17 protein-coding genes are annotated in these 18329 nt (G+C 68.7%); 9 read left to right on the top strand and 8 right to left on the bottom strand.

From position 1 onward, the window contains the following. Position 1: 1 nt before the first annotated feature. From BLS50_RS22750 to BLS50_RS22740, 3 genes are all read left to right on the top strand, one after another. The gene (locus BLS50_RS22750) at positions 2-859 is read left to right on the top strand and encodes an ABC transporter ATP-binding protein (protein ID WP_074804236.1); all 858 of its coding nucleotides are present in this window, start codon (positions 2-4) and stop codon (positions 857-859) included. After that, a complete protein-coding gene (locus BLS50_RS22745; protein ID WP_074804234.1) occupies positions 856-1620 on the top strand; it encodes an ABC transporter ATP-binding protein in 765 nt (254 codons plus the stop codon). The genes BLS50_RS22750 and BLS50_RS22745 overlap by 4 nt, the downstream gene beginning before the upstream one ends. An 87-nt stretch (positions 1621-1707) precedes the next feature. Further along, complete coding sequence (locus BLS50_RS22740) at positions 1708-2157, top strand: hypothetical protein (RefSeq protein ID WP_074804232.1); 450 nt, start codon at positions 1708-1710, stop codon at positions 2155-2157. Between the two features lie 57 nt (positions 2158-2214). Here the strand turns inward: BLS50_RS22740 and BLS50_RS22735 are convergent, their stop codons facing one another. After that, positions 2215-3639 (bottom strand): sensor histidine kinase, encoded by a 1425-nt coding sequence (locus tag BLS50_RS22735; protein WP_074804230.1) that lies wholly within the window; start codon positions 3637-3639, stop codon positions 2215-2217. Further along, positions 3626-4291: a response regulator transcription factor gene (locus BLS50_RS22730; protein ID WP_006479706.1), complete on the bottom strand. Its 666-nt coding sequence runs from the start codon at positions 4289-4291 to the stop codon at positions 3626-3628. Before BLS50_RS22730 ends, BLS50_RS22735 begins: the two co-directional genes overlap by 14 nt. Positions 4292-4528: 237 nt before the next feature. Between BLS50_RS22730 and BLS50_RS22725 the strand changes: the two genes are divergently transcribed. The 4 genes from BLS50_RS22725 to BLS50_RS22710 all read left to right on the top strand — a co-directional run bounded on the left by BLS50_RS22725 (position 4529) and on the right by BLS50_RS22710 (position 7678). After that, positions 4529-5554, top strand: a complete 1026-nt coding sequence (locus BLS50_RS22725) for an ABC transporter substrate-binding protein (RefSeq protein ID WP_074804228.1) — start codon at positions 4529-4531, stop codon at positions 5552-5554. Positions 5555-5683: 129 nt separating this feature from the next. Beyond that, entirely contained in the window at positions 5684-6994 is a 1311-nt protein-coding gene (locus BLS50_RS22720) for an MFS transporter (RefSeq protein ID WP_027808611.1), read from the top strand. Positions 6995-7106: 112 nt separating this feature from the next. After that, positions 7107-7382: a YlcI/YnfO family protein gene (locus BLS50_RS22715; RefSeq protein WP_006482105.1), complete on the top strand. Its 276-nt coding sequence runs from the start codon at positions 7107-7109 to the stop codon at positions 7380-7382. Beyond that, complete coding sequence (locus tag BLS50_RS22710) at positions 7379-7678, top strand: type II toxin-antitoxin system RelE/ParE family toxin (protein ID WP_012338669.1); 300 nt, start codon at positions 7379-7381, stop codon at positions 7676-7678. Before BLS50_RS22715 ends, BLS50_RS22710 begins: the two co-directional genes overlap by 4 nt. Positions 7679-7714: 36 nt before the next feature. On the opposite strand, the gene BLS50_RS22705 is transcribed toward BLS50_RS22710, so the two are convergent. Together BLS50_RS22705 and BLS50_RS22700 are read right to left on the bottom strand one after the other, a co-directional pair. Beyond that, positions 7715-9511, bottom strand: a complete 1797-nt coding sequence (locus BLS50_RS22705; protein ID WP_074804226.1) for a sensor histidine kinase — start codon at positions 9509-9511, stop codon at positions 7715-7717. After that, positions 9508-10155: a response regulator gene (locus BLS50_RS22700; RefSeq protein ID WP_027811557.1), complete on the bottom strand. Its 648-nt coding sequence runs from the start codon at positions 10153-10155 to the stop codon at positions 9508-9510. Before BLS50_RS22700 ends, BLS50_RS22705 begins: the two co-directional genes overlap by 4 nt. 332 nt (positions 10156-10487) lie before the next feature. Here BLS50_RS22700 and BLS50_RS22690 point away from each other — a divergent pair, with 332 nt between their 5' ends. Together BLS50_RS22690 and BLS50_RS22685 are read left to right on the top strand one after the other, a co-directional pair. Beyond that, the gene (locus BLS50_RS22690) at positions 10488-10940 is read left to right on the top strand and encodes a hypothetical protein (RefSeq protein ID WP_012338666.1); all 453 of its coding nucleotides are present in this window, start codon (positions 10488-10490) and stop codon (positions 10938-10940) included. 115 nt (positions 10941-11055) lie between these two features. Next, positions 11056-13074: a VTT domain-containing protein gene (locus tag BLS50_RS22685; protein ID WP_074804222.1), complete on the top strand. Its 2019-nt coding sequence runs from the start codon at positions 11056-11058 to the stop codon at positions 13072-13074. Positions 13075-13098: 24 nt separating this feature from the next. On the opposite strand, the gene BLS50_RS22680 is transcribed toward BLS50_RS22685, so the two are convergent. The 4 genes from BLS50_RS22680 to BLS50_RS22665 form a co-directional block, all read right to left on the bottom strand. Further along, positions 13099-13428: a helix-turn-helix domain-containing transcriptional regulator gene (locus tag BLS50_RS22680; protein WP_006479699.1), complete on the bottom strand. Its 330-nt coding sequence runs from the start codon at positions 13426-13428 to the stop codon at positions 13099-13101. After that, complete coding sequence (locus tag BLS50_RS22675; protein ID WP_011694634.1) at positions 13425-13757, bottom strand: type II toxin-antitoxin system RelE/ParE family toxin; 333 nt, start codon at positions 13755-13757, stop codon at positions 13425-13427. The genes BLS50_RS22680 and BLS50_RS22675 overlap by 4 nt, the downstream gene beginning before the upstream one ends. A gap of 390 nt (positions 13758-14147) precedes the next feature. Continuing rightward, a complete protein-coding gene (locus BLS50_RS22670) occupies positions 14148-16598 on the bottom strand; it encodes an alpha/beta hydrolase fold domain-containing protein (protein WP_074804220.1) in 2451 nt (816 codons plus the stop codon). After that, positions 16585-18303: a GMC family oxidoreductase gene (locus BLS50_RS22665; protein WP_074804218.1), complete on the bottom strand. Its 1719-nt coding sequence runs from the start codon at positions 18301-18303 to the stop codon at positions 16585-16587. The genes BLS50_RS22670 and BLS50_RS22665 overlap by 14 nt, the downstream gene beginning before the upstream one ends. Between the last annotated feature and the right edge of the window lie 26 nt (positions 18304-18329).

Raw genomic sequence — 18329 nt, 5'->3', positions numbered from 1 at the left:
GATGACCACCATTCGACCCCTGCTCGACGTGCAGGGTTTGACGCGCCGCTTCGACGGCGTGACCGCGCTCGACGGCGCGAGCCTGACGCTGGCCGACGGCGAACTGCTGAGCGTGATCGGCCCGAATGGCGCGGGCAAGTCGACGCTGTTCAACCTGATCGCGGGCGCCGACCGGCCCGACGCCGGCCGCGTGACGTTCGACGGCCGCGACATCACCGGCACCGCGCCGGAACGGCTCGCGGCGCTCGGCATTGCACGCACGTTCCAGCATGGCCGTGTGTTCGGCAACCTGAGCGTGCTCGACAACGTGCTGATCGGCGCGCATGCGCGGCTGCGTGCGGCACGGCCGGGCTGGCCGGCGCTCGGCGCGGCCGCCGAAGTGCTGCGCGCGCTCGTGCGGCCCGCGTCGGTGCGGCGCGAGGAAGCGGCATTGCGTGAAGAAGCGCGCGAGATCGTCGCCGGTTTCGGCGAACGGCTCACGCCGCGCATCGATCATCCGGCGCACAGCCTGTCGTATGCGAACCGGCGGCGCGTGGAGATCGGCCGCGCGCTCGCGCTGCATCCGCGCCTGCTGCTGCTCGACGAGCCGACGGCCGGGATGAACGAGACGGAGACGGCCGAGATGCTGGAACTGATCCAGTCGCTGAAGGCGCGCGGGCTGACGATCCTGCTGATCGAGCACAAGCTCGAACTCGTGATGCGCGTGTCCGACCGCGTGATGGTGCTCGACAACGGCGTGAAGATCGCGGAAGGTGCGCCGCGCGACGTGCGGCACGATCCGCGCGTGATCGAGGCCTATCTCGGCCGCCGCCACGCGGGCGGCGCGGCCACCGAGCATTCCGCGCAGGCGGCCGCATGACCGTGCAATCTTCCGTGCCTGATACGACCATGACCGACGCGCTGCTGAAACTCGAACATCTCGACACGTTCTACGGACCGGTTCAGGTGCACTTCGACGTGAACTTCGAGGTCGGCCGCGGGCAGATCGTCAGCCTGCTCGGCGGTAACGCGAGCGGCAAATCGACGACGATGAAGCTGATTCTCGGGCTGATGCGGCCGAAGCGCGGCGTCGTGCGTTTCGACTGCGACGACGTGACGGCGCTTGCGACGCCGCAGCGCGTGCGGCGCGGGATCGCGGCCGTGCCCGAGGCGCGGCGGCTGTTCGGCGACATGAGCGTGCGCGAGAACCTGCTGATGGGCGCGTACACGCGCGGCGATCGTGCGGCGGTCGCCGATGACTACGAGCGTGTGCTCGACCTGTTTCCGCGTGTGCGCGAACGGCTCGCGCAGCGCGCGGGCACGCTGTCGGGCGGTGAGCAGCAGATGCTCGCGATGGCGCGTGCGCTGATGGCGCGGCCGAAACTGATCTGCATGGACGAGCCGACGATGGGGCTGTCGCCGCTCTACGTCGACAAGGTGCTGGAGCTGATCGACGCGATCAACAAGCAGGGCGTGACGGTGTTCATGGTCGAGCAGAACGCGAGCCTCGCGCTGGAGATCGCGCACTACGGGTACGTGCTGCAGACGGGGCGCGTCGTGCTCGAAGGGCCCGCGAAAACACTGCTCGACGATGAACGCGTGCGCGATGCGTATCTCGGTGGGGAGGCGGTGGCGGTGTAGGCGGGTCAAGCAGGTGCTGCCAAGCGCTGTCGAATGTGGAGTAGATTGGCGTTCTGTCGCGATCGACACCACGGAGAGCACTGCGCTATGTTGACCTATTCCATCCAGAAAGTCGGCTACGACTTCAATCAACTCGATCAGCAGGGCGCGACCGACTATGCATCGTTCGTTCATGCGTTCGATGCGTTCCCTTGGGTGGCCCAGCACGTCGAATGGAACGAGACGCAGGACGGCCCGCTGCCGGCGCTCGTGCTGCAGCATGCCGACGATCAGCGTGAGCTGTGGGTGACGGCGTTGACGGATGCGCATTCGGACGGCTTCCAGCTGAATGCGGTGTCCATGCGGATCAAGAAGGGGCTCTTCGGCATCGGCAAGGGCAAGCTGGAGCAGCACGTCGACACGATCGACGTCAGGAAGCGCGTCGACGTCGATGCGTTGTGCCGGTTGTTCTGCGACCGCCAGTATGACGAACTGGATCAACGGGTGGCGCGGCATGCGCAGCGCAACGCCGACGACGATCGGGACAGCGACGACTGAACGCGTGTCGCCGGGGTGGCGTTCGATCGAGCGTGCGTGCGCCGAATCTGAGGTTGCTTAAGCGTCGCTTGCAGCGTGCGTCGCCGCCGCACGCGGAAACGTCAACACCACCGCGAACCCGCCCGCATCGGGAAACGCGAACCCGACGCGCCCGCCGTGCGCCTTCATCACTTCCTGCACGATCGCGAGCCCGAGGCCCGACCCCGTGCGCCGTTCGCTGCCGTCCGGCGCGATCCGCACGAACGGTTGCAAGGCCGCGTCCCAGTGCTCGCGCGGCATCCCGCGCCCGTTGTCCGTGACGGTCAGCGTCACCGCTCGATCCACGTTGCCTTGAGTCGCGACCGCCACGACGATGTCATCCGCATGCCCATGCAGCAGCGCGTTGTGCAGCACGTTCGACAGCGCTTCCTGAAGACTGATCGCATCGCCGTCTATCCACGCATGCGGCGCGTCGCTCGCGAACGCAACGGCCACATCGCGTTCGCCGGCGAGCGGAATCGTGCGGCCCAGGACCTCTTTCGCGAGCGCGACGAGGTCGACCGGTTGCAGCGGCACGGCCTCGGTGCGATGAATCACCATCGCATGATTGAGCAACTGCCCGGTGAGCCGGCCGACGTCCGACGAGGTCGCACGCAGCGCATCGAGCCGCGCCGCGTGCCGCGCGGGATCGGATTCGCCGTCGAGCAGTTCGATCTGCGCGTCGAGCCGCGCGAGCGGCGTGCGCATCTGGTGCGCGGCGTCGGCGATGAAGCGCTGCATCGCGTTGATCCGCTCGGCGAGGCGGTGCATCAAGCCATTGATCGACCCGATGATCGCGTCGATCTCGCTCGGCGTATCGACGGCCACGGGCCGCAGGTCGGCCGGGTCACGCGCGGCGATGATCGCGCCGATCTGCGCGAGCGGGCGCAGGCCGCGCCGGATCGCGAGGCCGCTCGCACCGATCGCGAGCACGCTCATCAGCAGGATCAATGTCCACACCTTGAAGCTCATGTCGTTCGTCAGTTGCTGGCGCGCGTTGGTTGTCTGCGCAACCGTCACGAGCGCCCAGCCCGGCGTACTTTCCTCGGGCATGTAGCGCGCGATCGTCGCGGTGCGGACCCGATGCCCCTGATAGACGGCATTCGCGAACGCCGGACCCTGCTTCGCGGCGGCGAGCGTCGCGGGGCTCGCGAGATCGTGGTAGCCGGCCACGACCACGCCACGCGAATCGATCACCTTGTAGTAGACGAGGTCGTAGCGCGACAGCGTCGACAGCGCGGCGACCGGCGGATTCAGCGCGAGCACGCCGCCTTGCACGTAGAGGTTTTCCGCGACCTGGATCGACGCGCCGGCGAGCAACTGATCGTATGCGCGTTCGGCGGCGACGCCCGCGTAGTAGCGCGCGATCGCCGCGAGCGCGAGCGCGCCGGTCGCGACGACGAGCGCGATGAACAGCAGCGTGCGCCCGAACAGCGTCTTCGGAAACCAGTCAATGCGCGGCAATCTGATACCCCATCCCGCGTGCGGTGCGGATCTCGACCGAGCTGCCCTGCAGCTTCTTGCGCACGCGCGTCACGTATTGCTCGACCGCGTTCGCGGTCGGCTCGTTGCCGAAGCTGAACAACTGGTTCAGCAGTTCTTCCTTCGAGAAGATGCGCTGCGGGCGGCTCGCGAGGATTTCGAGCAGCGCGAATTCCTGGCGCGACAGCGACAGCGGCTGGCCGTCGAGTTCGGCGAGGCGGCTGCTGCGGTCGATCACGAGGCCGCCGAGCGTCAGCACGTCGTTCGCGTGGCCGCTGTTGCGGCGCAGCAGCGCCTGCACGCGCGCGTCGAGTTCGCGGTAGTCGAACGGCTTCACGAGGTAGTCGTCGGCGCCGAGGCCGAGGCCGCTCACGCGGTCGTCGATCGCCGAGCGCGCGGTGACGAGCAGCACGGGCGTCGTGCTGCCCGATGCGCGCAGGTGGCGCAGTACCGTGAAGCCGTCCATGCCGGGCAGGTTCGCATCGAGCACGACGAGATCGAAGCGCTCGACGCGCAGCAGCCCGTTCGCGGTCGCGCCGTCGGTTTCGAGGTCGACGGCGTGGCCGAGCCGGGCCAGCCGGCTGCGGATCGCCGCGCCGATTTCGGCATCGTCCTCCACGACGAGAATGCGCATGGTGCCGTTTGCAGGTAGGTGAATTAGGGGTTTTCCCGGGGCCGGGATGTCAGCATTTTCTCAGACTCGGCCGATAACCTGTGTCGAGCCGGAAGCAGGATGCAAGGACGGCATTAATACCAGAAATATTCAAGGAGACGGCAACATGCAGCATGTCACGGGCACGACGAACGCGCGCCACGGCGCCACGCCGGCTTGCGCGTGGCCGCTGGCCGTCGGCCGCACGGCGGCACGCGCATGACGACGTCGCCGCGCCGCCGCGCGTTGATCGCAGCCGCGCTCGGCGTGCTGGGCGGGCTCGGGGCGCCGGCGCTGGTGCGCGCGAAGCCGCGCACGGTGCGGATCTCCAAAGGCTATGGCGTGCTGTACCTGCCGTTGCTCGTGATGGAGAAGCAGCGGCTCTTCGAGCGGCACGCGGCGCGTCACGGCGTGCGCGACGTCGCGGTCGAATGGGTACTGCTCGACGGCGGGAATTCCGTCAACGACGCGATGATGGCCGGCACGCTCGATTTCGCGGGCGCCGGCGCGCCGGGTTTCATCGAGCTGTGGGCGCGGGCGCGCGGCATTCCGAACGTCGAGGTGATCGGCATCAGCGGGCTGTCGACCACGTCGCTGTCGCTGAACGCGAACCGCGCGGGCCTCGCATCGCTGCGCGACTTCACGCCGTCCGACCGGATCGCGGTGCCGGGCATCCGCACGTCGCTGTCGGCGGTCGTGCTGCAGATGGTCGCGAGCCGGCAGCTCGGCCCGACGCATTTCGCGCAGCTCGATTCGATCACCGTGAACCTGCCGCATCCGCAGGCGATGCAGGCGCTGATCCGCCGCGAGAACGGCGTGACCGCGCACTTCACGTCGCCGCCGTTCTCGACGCTCGAATTGCGGCAGCCGGGCATCCATCGCGTGGTGAGCTCGGTCGACGTACTCGGCCCGATGACGCTCGACGTCGTGTTCGCGCCGAAGCGGCTCGTCGATGCGGAGCCGGCGCTCGCCGTCGCGTTTCTCGGCGCGCTCGACGAAGCGAACCGCCTGATCGCGCAGGACCCGCGTGCGGCGGCGGCGCTCTATGCGGCGTCGTCGGGCGTCGGCGTGTCGCACGACGACGTGATGCGGATGCTCGCCGCGCCCGACACGCGCTTCTCGGTGCAGCCAAAGCAGTTGATGGACTACGTCGAATTCCTGTACCTGGCCGGCACGATCAAGGCGAAGCCGCGCGCGTGGCACGAGATGTTCGCGCCGATGCTCGACGACTACCGGTCGGGTTGAGCTACGCCCGTCGCGATCCGGTTCCATTCATCGAAACACCTCGCGCCGGCGCGTTCGTCACGCGCGGCGCCGATTCAACCGATTCACCGATTCAACCGATATGCAATCGATTCACCCAAGGAGCCTGAAGTGAACGCTACCGACACCCTGGACCCCGCGTCCGCCGAAGAACAGCGCATCATGTCGAAGATGGCGCGGCGCCTGCTGCCCATCCTCGTCGTGATGTTCCTGATCGCGTTCATCGACCGGCAGAACGTCGGTTTCGCGAAACTGCAGATGGTGCACAGCCTCGGCATGACGGAAGCCGCGTTCGGGCTCGCGTCGTCGCTGTTCTTCATCGGCTACCTGCTGTTCGAGGTGCCGAGCACGCTCGCGCTGCATCGCTACGGCGCGCGCGTATGGCTCGCGCGGATCATGCTGACGTGGGGGCTCATCACGGTGCTGATGGGCTTCACGACGTCGATGCCCGCGTTCTGCTCGCTGCGCTTCGTGCTCGGCATCGCCGAGGCCGGCTTCTATCCGGGCGTGATCTATTACCTGACGCTGTGGTTTCCGCAGAGCTACCGCGCGAAGGTGCTCGGCATCTTCACGCTCGGCAGCGCGCTCGCGAACATGCTCGGCTCGCTGGTCGGCGGCCTGCTGCTGAGCCTGAACGGCGTGTGGGGGCTGGCGGGCTGGCAGTGGGTGTTCGTCGCGACGGGCATTCCGGCCGTGGTCGTCGCGATCGTCGTGTTCCGCGTGCTGCCTGCATCGTTTCGCGAAGCGCGGTTCCTCGACGAGCGCGAGAAGCAGATCGTCGCGGCCGCGCTGGAGCGCGAGAAGCCGGCGCAGGCCGAGCACGGTCAGCCGTGGAAGGCGCTGCTCGATCCGCGCGTGATGCTGTTCGCGGCGACCTACATGCTGATGTCGACGTCGTTGTACGGCGTCACGTACTGGCTGCCGACGATCGTGAAGTCGTTCGGCGTGTCGAGCACGACGAACGGGTTCCTGAGCATGCTGCCGTGGGCGCTCGCGGTGGTGCTGCTGGTGTGGCTGCCGTCGAAGCTGCGCCGTGCGAAGAGCATCCTGCGCACGATCGCGATCGTCGCGGCGCTCGGCGCGCTCGGCTTCCTGCTGAGCCTCGTGCTGCCGTCGACGCCGCTGCGCTTCATCGCGCTCGTGCTCGGCGGCGCGTGCATCCCGCTGCTGTATCCGTGCTTCTGGTCGATGCCGCCGCGCTATTTCACCGGCGCGCGGGCGGCCGCGAGCGTCGCGGCGATCAACTCGATCGGCAACCTCGGCGGCTTCTTCAGCCAGAACCTGATGCCGTTCGCGGGCAAGGTGACGGGCACCGCGTTCGGGCCGATGATCGTGCCGATCGTGTGCCTCGCGCTGCTCGGCGTCGGCGCGCTGGTCGCGTGGACGCGCTCGGAGCGGGGGATGGTGGCGGCGCGGGCGTGATGGACGGCCGGGGTTGTGGCCCCGGGATACGTGGATTAGGCCGAACGGCCGACTGCACGCGAAAAAGCGGGTGTGCTACCATGCATTACATATGTAATGCATGGAGTGTGCGATGAAAACCGCGACCATGCCGGCGCTGCGTGTCGATCCGCAATTGCGGGAGGAGGCAGAGTCGGTCCTTGAGGAAAACGAGACGTTGTCTGCGTTCATGGAGTCGGCGCTGCGCGACGGGATCGCGCGTCGCCGTCTGCAACGCGAGTTTGTAACCCGTGGCCTCGCATCGCGCGACGAGGCGCGTCGTACCGGTGAATACGTCGATGCCGCCGACGTGCAGGCCGAACTCGAGGGCATGCTGAAGGCTGCGCGTGCAGCGAAGGCGGCTGATTGATCTATCGGGTCCGATATACACGTGCGGCCCGTGAGGATCTGGTACGGATGTATCGATACTTGCTCGAACGTGATGTGGATGCGGCGGCGCGGGCTGTGGACGCGATCGAACAAGGTGTCGCCATGCTCCGCATGTTTCCGTTCACATGCCGCAAGGTCGATCACGGAAATCCATTTTTGCGCGAGCTGATCGTGTCCTTCGGCACGTCGGGCTATGTCCTGCTGTTCGAGATTGAAGCAGCCGAGCAAGTTACGATTTTAGCCGTACGACACCAACGGGAAGATGATTACCACTGATACGTGACGATGCGGTGGTTGTCGTTGCCGCGTTGGTCAGCGATTGATTCGCGAATCCCCGTCCACGCCATGCGCGACCGCCACAGGCGTCGGCGCCCGCGGAATCTCCACCTCGACCGTCGTGCCTTCGCCGAGCGTCGTCGCGATCCGCAGCGTGCCGCCGACCAGATACGCACGCTCGCGTAATCCCACCAGCCCGAACGACGCCGACTTGCGCGGCACCGCGGGATCGAATCCCGCGCCGTCGTCGCGTATCGTCAGCGCGATCGCTTCGCCGCCGCACACGAGTTCGACGTCCGCATGCGACGCCGCCGCGTGCCGGGCGACATTCGCGAGCGCTTCCTGCGCGATGCGGAACACGGCCGTCGCGTACGGCTCGTCGAGTTGCAGCTCGGGCGGCTCGACGTGCAGCGAACAGGCAATCCCGTGACGGTGCCGGAAATCCTCCACGAGCCATTGCATCGCGGCCGCGAAGCCGAGATCGTCAAGCATCAGCGGGCGCAGGTCCGACGCGATGCGGCGGGTCGCGGCTACCGCGCCGCGCGCGAGCGCATGCATCGCCGCGATCTTGCGTGCCAGCGATGCGTCGTCCTGCGGCACGTGGTCGATCAGCCACTCGAGATCGTTCTTCAGCGTCGCGAGCGTCTGCGCCAATTCGTCGTGCAGTTCGCGCGCGATGCGGCGCTGCTCCGCTTCGCGCGCGCTGGCGCTGATCGCGGCGATCTCGCGCAGCTCCTCGCGCGAGGCCTGTAGCGCCCGCTCCGCACGTACGCGCTCCTCGACTTCGCGCCGCAGGTCGCGGTTCGACGCGCTCAGTTGCGCGGTGCGCGCGGCGACGCGCTGTTCGAGCCGTTCGTTCGCCTCGTTCAACTGCGCGCTTTTCTGCACGACGAGCAGATGCTGGTAGCGCGCGCCGGCCAGCGCGCGCACCGTCTGCGCATGCAGCCGGCCGTTCTCGAACAGCATCGCGAACAGCACGACGCCCGACGCGACGAGACCGTACGCGCGCCCCGCATAGAAGCCGAGATCGAAGCGCCCGTGATTGAGCATCGACGACAGCGCGATGTCGAACAGCCACGCGACGAGCACCGTCATCACCCACAGGTCGAGCACGGAATGGCGGCGCCGCTGCCGCCACATCAGCATCAGCGCGACGAGGTTCAGGCCCCAGACGACCGTGATCGCGTTCGTCATCGTCGAGGTCATCCGGTTGCCGCTCATGATGTGCGGCAGCAGCGCGTGGCCGGCGGTCGCGAGCAGCGCGAGCGCGGCCGTCGCGCCGCCGGCGGCCACGAGGCAGAGGACGACCGGAATCGCCGCGCGCCGCTGCGGGGCCGGAGCCGGGCGCCCGCGCGACGTCGCGCGCAGCAGTGCGTACGCGGCGACCGACAGCGGAAAGCCGCCATGCCAGAACAGGTACAGCCATGCGGTGGTCTGTTCGCCGGCGCCGAGCAGGCCGGTCGGCGTGAACAGCCCGGGGAAGGTCAGCATGTGCGTGCCGGCCATGAACGCCGTGAACAGGTAGCCGCCCGCCAGCACGAGCAGCGGCTTCTCGCGCAGGATCGCGTACTGGCCGAGCAGCAGGCCGGCCGTCACCATGTCGTTGATCACGATCGCCGACTGGTACACGGGAATGAACGCCCAGCCCGGCGCGAGCGGCATGGCCGCGAACGGTGCGAGCGCGGCGAAAATCACGGCCGATACGAGTACCGTCGCGAGCGCGAGCCGCCGCTCGCGCCGGCCCGGCGGCAGCGACGACATGAACAGGCGCGACGTGTCCGGATCGTCGTCGTCCGGCGGTGACGCGGGCGGGAAGCGGAAGGCGGCCGTCATGCGTCGTCGTCCCCGAGGTCGAGATCGTGGCGCACCGTGTAGCGGACCAGTGCGGCTTCGTGCGGCAGCCCCATTTTCTCGAGGATGCGCGTCTTGTACGTGCTGACCGTCTTCGCGCTCAGCGCGAGTTCGGACGCGATCCGCGTGACGGTCTGGCCCGCGACGATGCGGCGCATCACGTCGAACTCGCGCGCCGACAGCCGTTCGTGCGGCAGCGCCTGCGCCGGCACGCGCAGCGTGTGAGCGAGGCTTTCGGCCGCGGACGGGCTCACGTAGACCCCGCCTGCCGCCACCTTGCCGACGGCTTCGACGAGTTCGGCCGTCGCACTGTCCTTCGTCAGGTAGCCGGTGGCGCCGGCCTTGAACGCGCGTGCCGCGTACTGGGTTTCCGCGTGCATCGTCAGCACCAGCGTGCGCAGCGACGGCGCCTGGCGCTTGACCAGCCGGATCAGCTCGATGCCGGTCGGCGCGGGCATCGACAGGTCGAGCAGCAGCACGTCGGCGGCCGCGCGCTCGGCCAGCGCGAGCGTGCCCGAGCCGTCGCTCGCCTCGCCGACGATCTCGAAACCGCCGGCCCGCTCCAGGATGTGACGCAGTCCGTCCCGCATGACTGCGTGATCGTCAGCCAGAATTACCCTGATCATCTTCCAGCGATCCTCTTCGGGATGACGCCGCGCGTTGCTGTCGTTGCTGTCCGGGTGTCGCCGCGGCCGTTCTTCTGATCAATATATGCGCCCAATCCCGAAAAAGGTACTCGTTCGCGAAATTTTCGGGAGGGTTGGGTGCGGAATGTGCACTGAAACGAAATAATCGGCAGGAAAGGGTACGGTGTGGCGCGCAGGTGGAACAGGGTATTCCCGGGTACCGTTGCCGCCGCCGCGAGCCGGCCCGGCCACGCCGGAACCGCGCCCCCGAACCGTTCCGATTCGGGACTAAACTGGTGCCCGATGCCACCACTCGAACCAGGAGCCCTGCAATGATCGACCTTGCCGATATCCTGCCGTCCGCACTGCCCGCCGCGGTCGCCTGGGCCGAAGCGGAGGCGGCGCGCGGGCTCGCGCAGGGCGAGCCGCTGACGCCGGCGCAAGCCGACGACGCGCGCACGGTGGGCGTCGCGCAGCCGGACCGGATTCGCGTGATGGCGGTCGACCGCATGCCGTTTCCCGACACGCCGACGCTGGCCGCGATCGCCCGCGACTCCGGGCTGCTGGCGCCCGGGACGATCGGCCTCACGCTCGGTCATGCGGTGTACGTGCTGCGCGGGCACGACACGCGCCGCCTGCTGACCCACGAATTCAGGCATGTCCACCAATACGAGGCTGCCGGCTCGATCGGCGCGTTTCTTGCGCGCTATCTACGGGAGATCGCGACGGTCGGCTATCACGACGCGCCGCTCGAGGCCGACGCGCGGCAGCACGAGTTCGACTGACCCAGCCTGCTGACCTCCGACGTCGGCGCGAGCGTGCGCATGTTGCGATGAACGTATCCAATGCCGTTGCCGGCCCGGTAGTCGCGCACCGGGCCGCATCGTCCGGGAGGGTGCAATGAGCGACACGATCCATGCGTGGATCGGCGCGATCGGCGCGCATCCGCTGCTCGTGCTGGCGATCGTGTTCGTGGCCGCGTGCGCCGAGGCGATCGCGCTGGTCGGCACGATCGTGCCGGCCGGCGCCGTGATGTTCGCGGCCGGCGCGCTGATCGGCGCGGGCGCGCTCGACGCATGGGCGACGATCGGCGTCGCGGCCGTCGGCGCGGTGATCGGCGACGGGATCAGCTACGAACTCGGCCGGCATTACCGCGGGATGATCCGCAACGCGTGGGCGCGCTTCGGCTATGCGACCGCCTACGCGCGCGGCGAGGAATTCGTGCTGCGTCACGGCATGAAGAGCATCGTGCTCGCGCGCTTTCTCGCGCCGGTGCGGGCGGTCGTGCCGGTCATCGTCGGCTGCGCGACGCTGCCGCGCCGGTCGTTCTATCCGGTCAACGTGATCTCCGCGCTCGTGTGGGCGCCCGTGCACGTCGCGCCCGGCATCCTGTTCGGCGCGTCGGCTGCGCTGGCCGCGGCGATCAGCGTGCGGGTCGCCGCGATCCTGCTGGTCGTGGCCGGGCTGGTCGCGCTCGTGTGGATCGGTGTGCGCGTCGCGCTGCGGCGCGGCTGGCCGTTGCTGCGCCGCGCGCTCGTCCAAACCGTGCATGCATGCGCGCGCCGCTGGCCGCGATTCGGCGCGCGGCTGCACGACGGGATCGCGTACTTGCGCGGGCTGCCCGGCGCGGTGCCCGTGCTCGCGCTGCTGTTCATCGGCTGCGTATGGCTGTTCGCGGGGATCGTGCAGGACGTCGTCGCGAACGATCCGCTGATGCATGTGGACATTGCGCTGTATGCGTTCCTGCAGAACCTGCGCACGCCACCCGGCGACGCCGTGATGAGTGCGCTCGCCGTGCTGCATGGGCACGACACGGGGCTGATCGTCGCGGCCGCGTTCCTCGTGTGGCTGATGATCCATCGCTGCTGGCTGACGGCGGCCTGGTGGCTCGCGACGATCGGTGTCGCCGTTGCGCTCGTGCCGGTGTTCGGCGCGAGCGTGCCCGGCGCGACGCCCGCGAGCCTGCCGCCCGGCGCGCTGCACGTGGCGCTGCCCGACGCCGACGCCGCGTTCGCGATCCTCGCGAGCAGCGGCCTCGGCTGGGCGCTCACGCGCGACCGGCCCGCGCTGTGGCGCATACCGGTCGTGACGGCGGTCGTGCTGTGGATCGTGCTCGGCGGCTTCGCGCGACTGTATGTCGGCGATACCTGGTTGTCGGGTCTGCTGGGCGGATGGAGCCTCGGGCTCGCGTGGTTCGCGCTGCTCGCCGGCGCCTATGCGTACTGGCGTGTGCGCGAGCACGTACAGCCCAGAGGCGCGCTCGTCGCGGTCGTCGTCGTGCTCGCGACGGCCGGTGTATGGACAGTTCCCGCGCAGTGGCAGCTCGATCGCGCGGCGCGTCCGCATGTCGGCGACGTGGTCGCGATGACCGTCGACCAGTGGCTGCGCGGCGGGTGGCAGCGCGTGCCGACGCGGCGCACCGAGATCGGCGGCGACCGCGAGGAATTTCTGCCGCTGCAATGGAGCGCGACGTCGGACACGCTCGACCGTCATCTCGCGCAGGCCGGCTGGCAGCGCGCGACGCCGTGGACGCCGGCCACCGCGCTGCGCTGGCTGTTGCCGCAGGCGGCCGCCGATACGCTGCCCGTGCTGCCGCGCTACACGCATGGCGAAAGCACGCGGCGTGTGTTCGTTCGCGTCGATCCGGCCCACCCGGAAAGCCGCTTCGTGCTGCGGTTGTGGCGCTATCCGTACGTGTTGCAGGATGCGCTCGGCATGCGGCCGCTGTGGTACGGCGCGCTGTATCGCGAGACGCTGCGCCGGCCGGCGCGGCTGATGACGTTCGTGCGCTCGACGACGATCGACGATGCGGTGGCGATCGCGCACGCGCTGGCGGTCGAGCCGACGATCGTGCATCGGCCGGCGGGGATGGCGGCCGCGCCGGACGCGATGCTGCTCGTGTGGATGGTCCAGCCGTGAGGGAGCCCGCGCGCTGTGCGCCCCTTACGCGTGCGACGGCTGCGCGGGAACGACGGACAGGCGCAGGCCGACGGTCTTGAGCACCGCGAGCAGGGTCTTCAGCGTCGGGTTGCCGTTCGGGGACAGCGTGCGATACAGCGATTCGCGGCTGATGCCGGCTTCGGCCGCGACCGCGCCGAGCCCGCCATACGCTTCCGCGACCGTGCGCAGCGCGAGCAGGCCGGCCGCACGGTTGTCGGGATCGTCGAGCGATTCCATCGCGACGCGCAAATAGGCGACCGCGAGCTCGCGGTCGGCGCCGAGTTCGGCGACTTCCGCATCGTGGTGCGATACCGCGCCTTTGAGCTTGTTCATGTTTGCCTCCGTTTCCAGTTCGACCAGTGTTCCCTGGCGCGCCTGATGTCGTCGGGTTGACTCGCCTTGTCGCCGCCGGACAGCAGCAGCACCAACGCGCTGCCGTGCCGGCCGAAGTACACGCGGTAGCCGGCGCCGACGTGGACGCGCAGTTCGATCACACCTTCGCCGACCGGCTCGCAATCGCCGAAGTTGCCGGTCTGCACGCGGCGCAGGCGCTCGCGAATCCGCGCCTGCGCGGGCTTGTCACGGACGGCGTTCAGCCATTCGGTGAAAGGCTCGCGACCGTCGTCGCGCTGATAGCGAAGGAGTTCGAACTTGGCGAGCATTGTAACTTATAAGCTACAAAAGAGGTAGTGGGAACGAAGCGGTTGGCATCGCAATGGTTTAGAGGCCGACACGCATACGGCGTCTTCATGGTCGGGATATCAGGGCGTGGTGCGGGCTTCCCGAACGACGATCATTCTTTCATCCGGGATGGCGCATGACGATTCGGCCAAATGGCCGGCTGTCGATGGCGTGAGGAGAGGAGACGCACCCCGAGACGGGGAGCGTGAGGGAATGAATGATGGGCGGAAAATCCGCCGGCAGACTGTGTAATTACTGCTTCGCCGACGCGGCCGTCGCGATCTTGGGTGGTTGTCGCCCCGGCGGCGCTCCGTTGCAAGCGGACACGACGATCGGACATGCGCTGATCGTCGTGCGTCCTCGTTTCATCGTCATGCCGTCGTGGCGACACGTTCCGCCGCAAACCCCGCCAACGTCCGCAACGCGTCCCGCGCCGAGCGCAAGTAAAACGCCTGCAGATGGAACACATGCCAGCGCGCCGCATGGATTTCCAGCCGGCACGGCACACCGCACGCGTGTGCATGCTCGGCCAGCCGCTGCGCATCGGACAGCAGTACTTCCTGGTCGCCGGCCTGGATCAGTATCGGCGGCAAGCCATGCAGATCGGTGTCGAGCGGCCCGCGCGCCGCGGCGGAGCCCGTGCCATGATACCAGCGCAGCCCCTGTTCGAGCCAGCCGCGCCGGATCATCGGATCGTCGTGGCGACGCGAGGCCAGCGTCGCGCCGCCGAGCGTCGAGTCGGTCACGGGCGAGATCAGCAGCAGTGCGGCGGCGGTCGGCTCGCCGCGCTCGCGCAGCGCGATGGCGAGCGCCAGCGCCAGCGCGCCGCCGGCCGAGTCGCCGGCAATCACGATCCGGTGCGGCGCGTAACCCTGCGTTCGCATCGCGTCGTAGGCGGCCAGTGCGTCGTCGAGCGCGGCCGGGCTCGGATGCTCGGGCGCGAGCCGGTAATCGGGCACCCACACCGGCAGGCCCGCATCGTTCGCGAGGCGCGTCGTCACGCCGCGATGCGTATGCGGCCCGCCGAGACAAAACGCGCCGCCGTGCAGATAGAGAATCGCGCCACCCGTGTCGCCGCGTTTCGGCGCGACCACTTCGATCGGCACATGCTGCGCCGACGTGCGGTAGCGCAGCGTGCCGCCCGCACCGGGCATCAGCGGCGACAGCAGCGCGACGACGCGGCGCTGCATGCGCGCGCCGAACGGCGGCCCGATCAGCGGCCGGAACGCGACACGCAGGAACCCGCGCAACGAAGCGGCCGTGAAGGCTTCGAATCTGCCGGCGGGCGGCGCGACCACCATGCCGTGCATCGGAGCGGCCGCCCCGGGCAGCGGCTGCGACAAGCGGTACGCGGACATGCCGGTGAAGCGCGTGATCCACCGGTAGGTCAGCGTGAAGCCCGGCCAGTTCGTGCTGTTGTGCCCCGACGCATCGACGTACCAGCTCTTGCAACTGCTCCACACCGATCCTTCGAGCCGCTGCTGCACGTGCACGTTGAAACGCCGGTAGCGGCGCGCGTCGACGTCGATCTCGCGTGCGCCGTCGCGACGCATCGCCTGTATGCAGCGCACCACGTGCGCGATCTGGCTCTCGAGCATGTAGACGATCGAGTTGTGACCGAGGTTGGTGTTCGGGCCGTACAGCATGAAGAAGTTCGGAAAGCCGGGCACGGTGAGCCCGAGATACGCCTGCGCGCCGCGTCGCCACGCATCGTTCAGGTCGAAGCCGCCGCGGCCCGTGATGCGCATCGGCGACAGGAATTCCGTTGCCGCGAACCCCGTGCCGTAGACGATCGCGTCGACGGGATGATGCACGCCGTCGACGGTTTCGATCCCGTCCTCGGTCACGCGCCGGATCGGCTGCGTGACGAGCTCGACATGGTCGCGGCTCATCGCGGCGAGATAGTCGCTCGACAGCAGGATGCGCTTGCAGCCGACCGGATAATCGGGCGTGAGCCGTGCGCGCAGCGCGGGGTCCGGCACGTCGCGCGCGAGCAGCTTGCGAAACGGCCGGCCGACCGCGACCTTCATCAACCCGTGCAGCCGCGTGAACGCGATCGCACGCGCTTCGTAGCGCAGGTAGATCGATGCGCGATGCAGTTTCATCGCCGCCGGCAGCCGGCGAAACAGCGCCTTTTCCCACGGGCGATACGCGCGGTCGGGGCGCGGCATCACATAGGCCGGCGAGCGCTGGAACACGATCAGGCGTCGCACGTCGCCGGCGATCGCCGGAACGAACTGGATCGCCGATGCACCGGTGCCGACCACGGCCACCCGTTTGCCGGCGAGTGCGTAATCGCGATCCCAGTGCGCGGAGTGGAACGCACGGCCGCGAAACGTGTCGATGCCCGGCAGGTTCGGCATGGCGGGGCGGCTCAACTGGCCGGTGCCGCTGACGAGCAGCGCGGCGCTCAGCGTCGTGCCGTCGCGCAGCGTGACGTGCCACAGCGCACCGGCTTCGTCGTAGCGTGCGTGTTCGACTTCGGCGCCGAAGCGCAGATAGCGGGCGAGACCGTACTTGCGCGCGCAGTGTTGCAGGTACGCATGAATCTCGGGCTGCGGCGCGAACACGCGCGACCACGCGGGATTGGGTTCGAACGAGAACGAGTATAAGTGCGAAGGCACGTCGCACGCGGCGCCCGGATAACGGTTGTCGCGCCACACGCCGCCGACGTCGTGCGAGCGTTCGACGATCACGAAATCGCGAATGCCGGCGCGTTGCAGCGCAATTGCCATGCCGATGCCGGCGAAGCCGGCGCCGATGATGATCGCCGCAAGCGGCGTGGTGGAGCCGGCGGAACGGGAAGGATCAGGCGACAGCATGGCGGGTTTCCTCGGGCTGGTCGCCGGCGTGTGCGGCGCGGGTTGCAAGGGTAGGGTCACGATCCGTCGTTGTCCTGACGGTTGCGTCGGCATGCGGCTGCGCCGGCACGCGGCATACGCCGCGCATCAGGTCGACGGCCTTCTCGGCGATCATGATCGTCGGCGCATTGGTGTTGCCGCCGATGAGCGTCGGCATCACCGATGCATCGACGATGCGCAGCCCTTGCAGGCCATGCACGCGCAGTTGCGGATCGACGACGGCGAGCGTGTCGCGCCCCATCCGGCAGGTGCCGACCGGATGATAGACGGTGTCGGCGCGCCGTCGCAGCACGTCGCGAATCTCGTCGTCGGTCGTCACGTTCGCGGTGAACAGGTCGCGCGTGGTCCAGCTGGCGAGCGCCGGCGCCTCCATCAGGCGACGTGTGAGGCGGAAGCCCGCGACCATGTCGTCGAGATCGCGCGGATCGTCGAAGAACGCGGGATCGATGCGCGGCGCCGCGAGCGGGTCGGCGCCGTTCAGCGTGACCGAGCCGCGGCTGCGCGGCCGCAACAGGCACACGTGGCACGACAGCCCGTGACCGGCATGCAGCTTGCGCGCATGGTCGTCGACGAGCGCGACGACGAAATGCAGCTGGATGTCCGGTGCGGCGAGATCGGCACGCGTTTTCAGGAAACCGCCGCCTTCCGCGAAATTCGATGTCAGCATCCCGCGCCGTTCGCGGCGAAAGCGGGCGAATTCGCGCAGCATGCGCAGCCCGCCGCGGACGGACACGCCCATCGTGTCGACGCTGCGCGTGCGGTAGCCGAAGATGAAATCCGGATGATCCTGCAGGTTGCGGCCGACGCCCGGCAGATCGGCCTGTACGGCGATGCCGAACTGCTGGAGTTCGCGCCCCGGGCCGACGCCCGACAGCATCAGCAACTGTGGCGTCTGCAGCGCGCCGGCCGCGAGCACGACTTCGCGCCGCGCGCGCAGCGTGCGGATTTCACCGTGCTGCCGCACCTCGACGCCGGTCGCGCGCGTGCCGTCGAACAGGATGCGCAGCACCTGCGCGTGCGTCTCGACCGTCAGGTTGTCGCGGCGGCCGACGTGCGGCAGCAGGTACGCGCGCGCCGCGCTCCATCGTTCGCCGTGCTTCTGCGTGACCTGGTAGATCCCGATGCCTTCCTGTTGCGCGCCGTTGAAATCGTCGGTGAGCGGCAGGCCGGCCTGTTGCGCGGCTTCCAGATAGCGCGCATGAAACGGGTTGCCGGTGCGCAGGTCGCTGACCCACAGCGGGCCGTCGCGGCCGTGCCAGGCATCGTCGAAGCGCTCGTTGTGCTCGCTCAGGCGGAAGTACGGCAGCACGTCGTCGTACGCCCAGCCTTCGTTGCCGAGCGCGGCCCAGCCGTCGTAGTCGACGCGATGACCGCGGATATAGACCATCGCGTTGATCGCCGACGAACCGCCAAGCGCCCTGCCGCGCGGCTGATAGCCGATGCGCCCGCCGAGCCCCGGCTGCGGCACCGTGTCGAACGCCCAGTTGTTCAGGCGGGTCGGCATCATCGCGACCGCGCCGGTCGGCACGTTGACGACCGCGCTGTCGCCGCGGCCGCCGGCCTCGAGCACGCAGACGGTCACGGCCGGGTCCTCGGTCAGCCGGCCCGCGACGACGCAACCGCCCGACCCGCCGCCGACCACGATGTAGTCGAAAGTCTTGCTCATGGAATCGTCTCCTTGCTTCGGTGATC

Origin of the sequence: Burkholderia orbicola (genome assembly GCF_900100915.1) — a bacterium.
Taxonomy (GTDB): domain Bacteria; phylum Pseudomonadota; class Gammaproteobacteria; order Burkholderiales; family Burkholderiaceae; genus Burkholderia; species Burkholderia orbicola.
The sequence above is the reverse complement of the archived record's forward strand: the minus strand, read 5'-3'. Positions and strand labels throughout refer to the sequence as shown.

Coding starts and splice junctions, on each gene's coding strand:
- BLS50_RS22705 (WP_074804226.1), bottom strand. CDS start 9,511: ATGACGGCCGCCTTCCGCTTCCCGCCCGCGTCACCGCCGGACGACGAC.
- BLS50_RS22745 (WP_074804234.1), top strand. CDS start 856: ATGACCGTGCAATCTTCCGTGCCTGATACGACCATGACCGACGCGCTG.
- BLS50_RS22675 (WP_011694634.1), bottom strand. CDS start 13,757: ATGCTCGCCAAGTTCGAACTCCTTCGCTATCAGCGCGACGACGGTCGC.
- BLS50_RS22690 (WP_012338666.1), top strand. CDS start 10,488: ATGATCGACCTTGCCGATATCCTGCCGTCCGCACTGCCCGCCGCGGTC.
- BLS50_RS22725 (WP_074804228.1), top strand. CDS start 4,529: ATGACGACGTCGCCGCGCCGCCGCGCGTTGATCGCAGCCGCGCTCGGC.
- BLS50_RS22700 (WP_027811557.1), bottom strand. CDS start 10,155: ATGATCAGGGTAATTCTGGCTGACGATCACGCAGTCATGCGGGACGGA.
- BLS50_RS22665 (WP_074804218.1), bottom strand. CDS start 18,303: ATGAGCAAGACTTTCGACTACATCGTGGTCGGCGGCGGGTCGGGCGGT.
- BLS50_RS22670 (WP_074804220.1), bottom strand. CDS start 16,598: ATGCTGTCGCCTGATCCTTCCCGTTCCGCCGGCTCCACCACGCCGCTT.
- BLS50_RS22680 (WP_006479699.1), bottom strand. CDS start 13,428: ATGAACAAGCTCAAAGGCGCGGTATCGCACCACGATGCGGAAGTCGCC.
- BLS50_RS22730 (WP_006479706.1), bottom strand. CDS start 4,291: ATGCGCATTCTCGTCGTGGAGGACGATGCCGAAATCGGCGCGGCGATC.
- BLS50_RS22685 (WP_074804222.1), top strand. CDS start 11,056: ATGAGCGACACGATCCATGCGTGGATCGGCGCGATCGGCGCGCATCCG.
- BLS50_RS22715 (WP_006482105.1), top strand. CDS start 7,107: ATGAAAACCGCGACCATGCCGGCGCTGCGTGTCGATCCGCAATTGCGG.
- BLS50_RS22740 (WP_074804232.1), top strand. CDS start 1,708: ATGTTGACCTATTCCATCCAGAAAGTCGGCTACGACTTCAATCAACTC.
- BLS50_RS22750 (WP_074804236.1), top strand. CDS start 2: ATGACCACCATTCGACCCCTGCTCGACGTGCAGGGTTTGACGCGCCGC.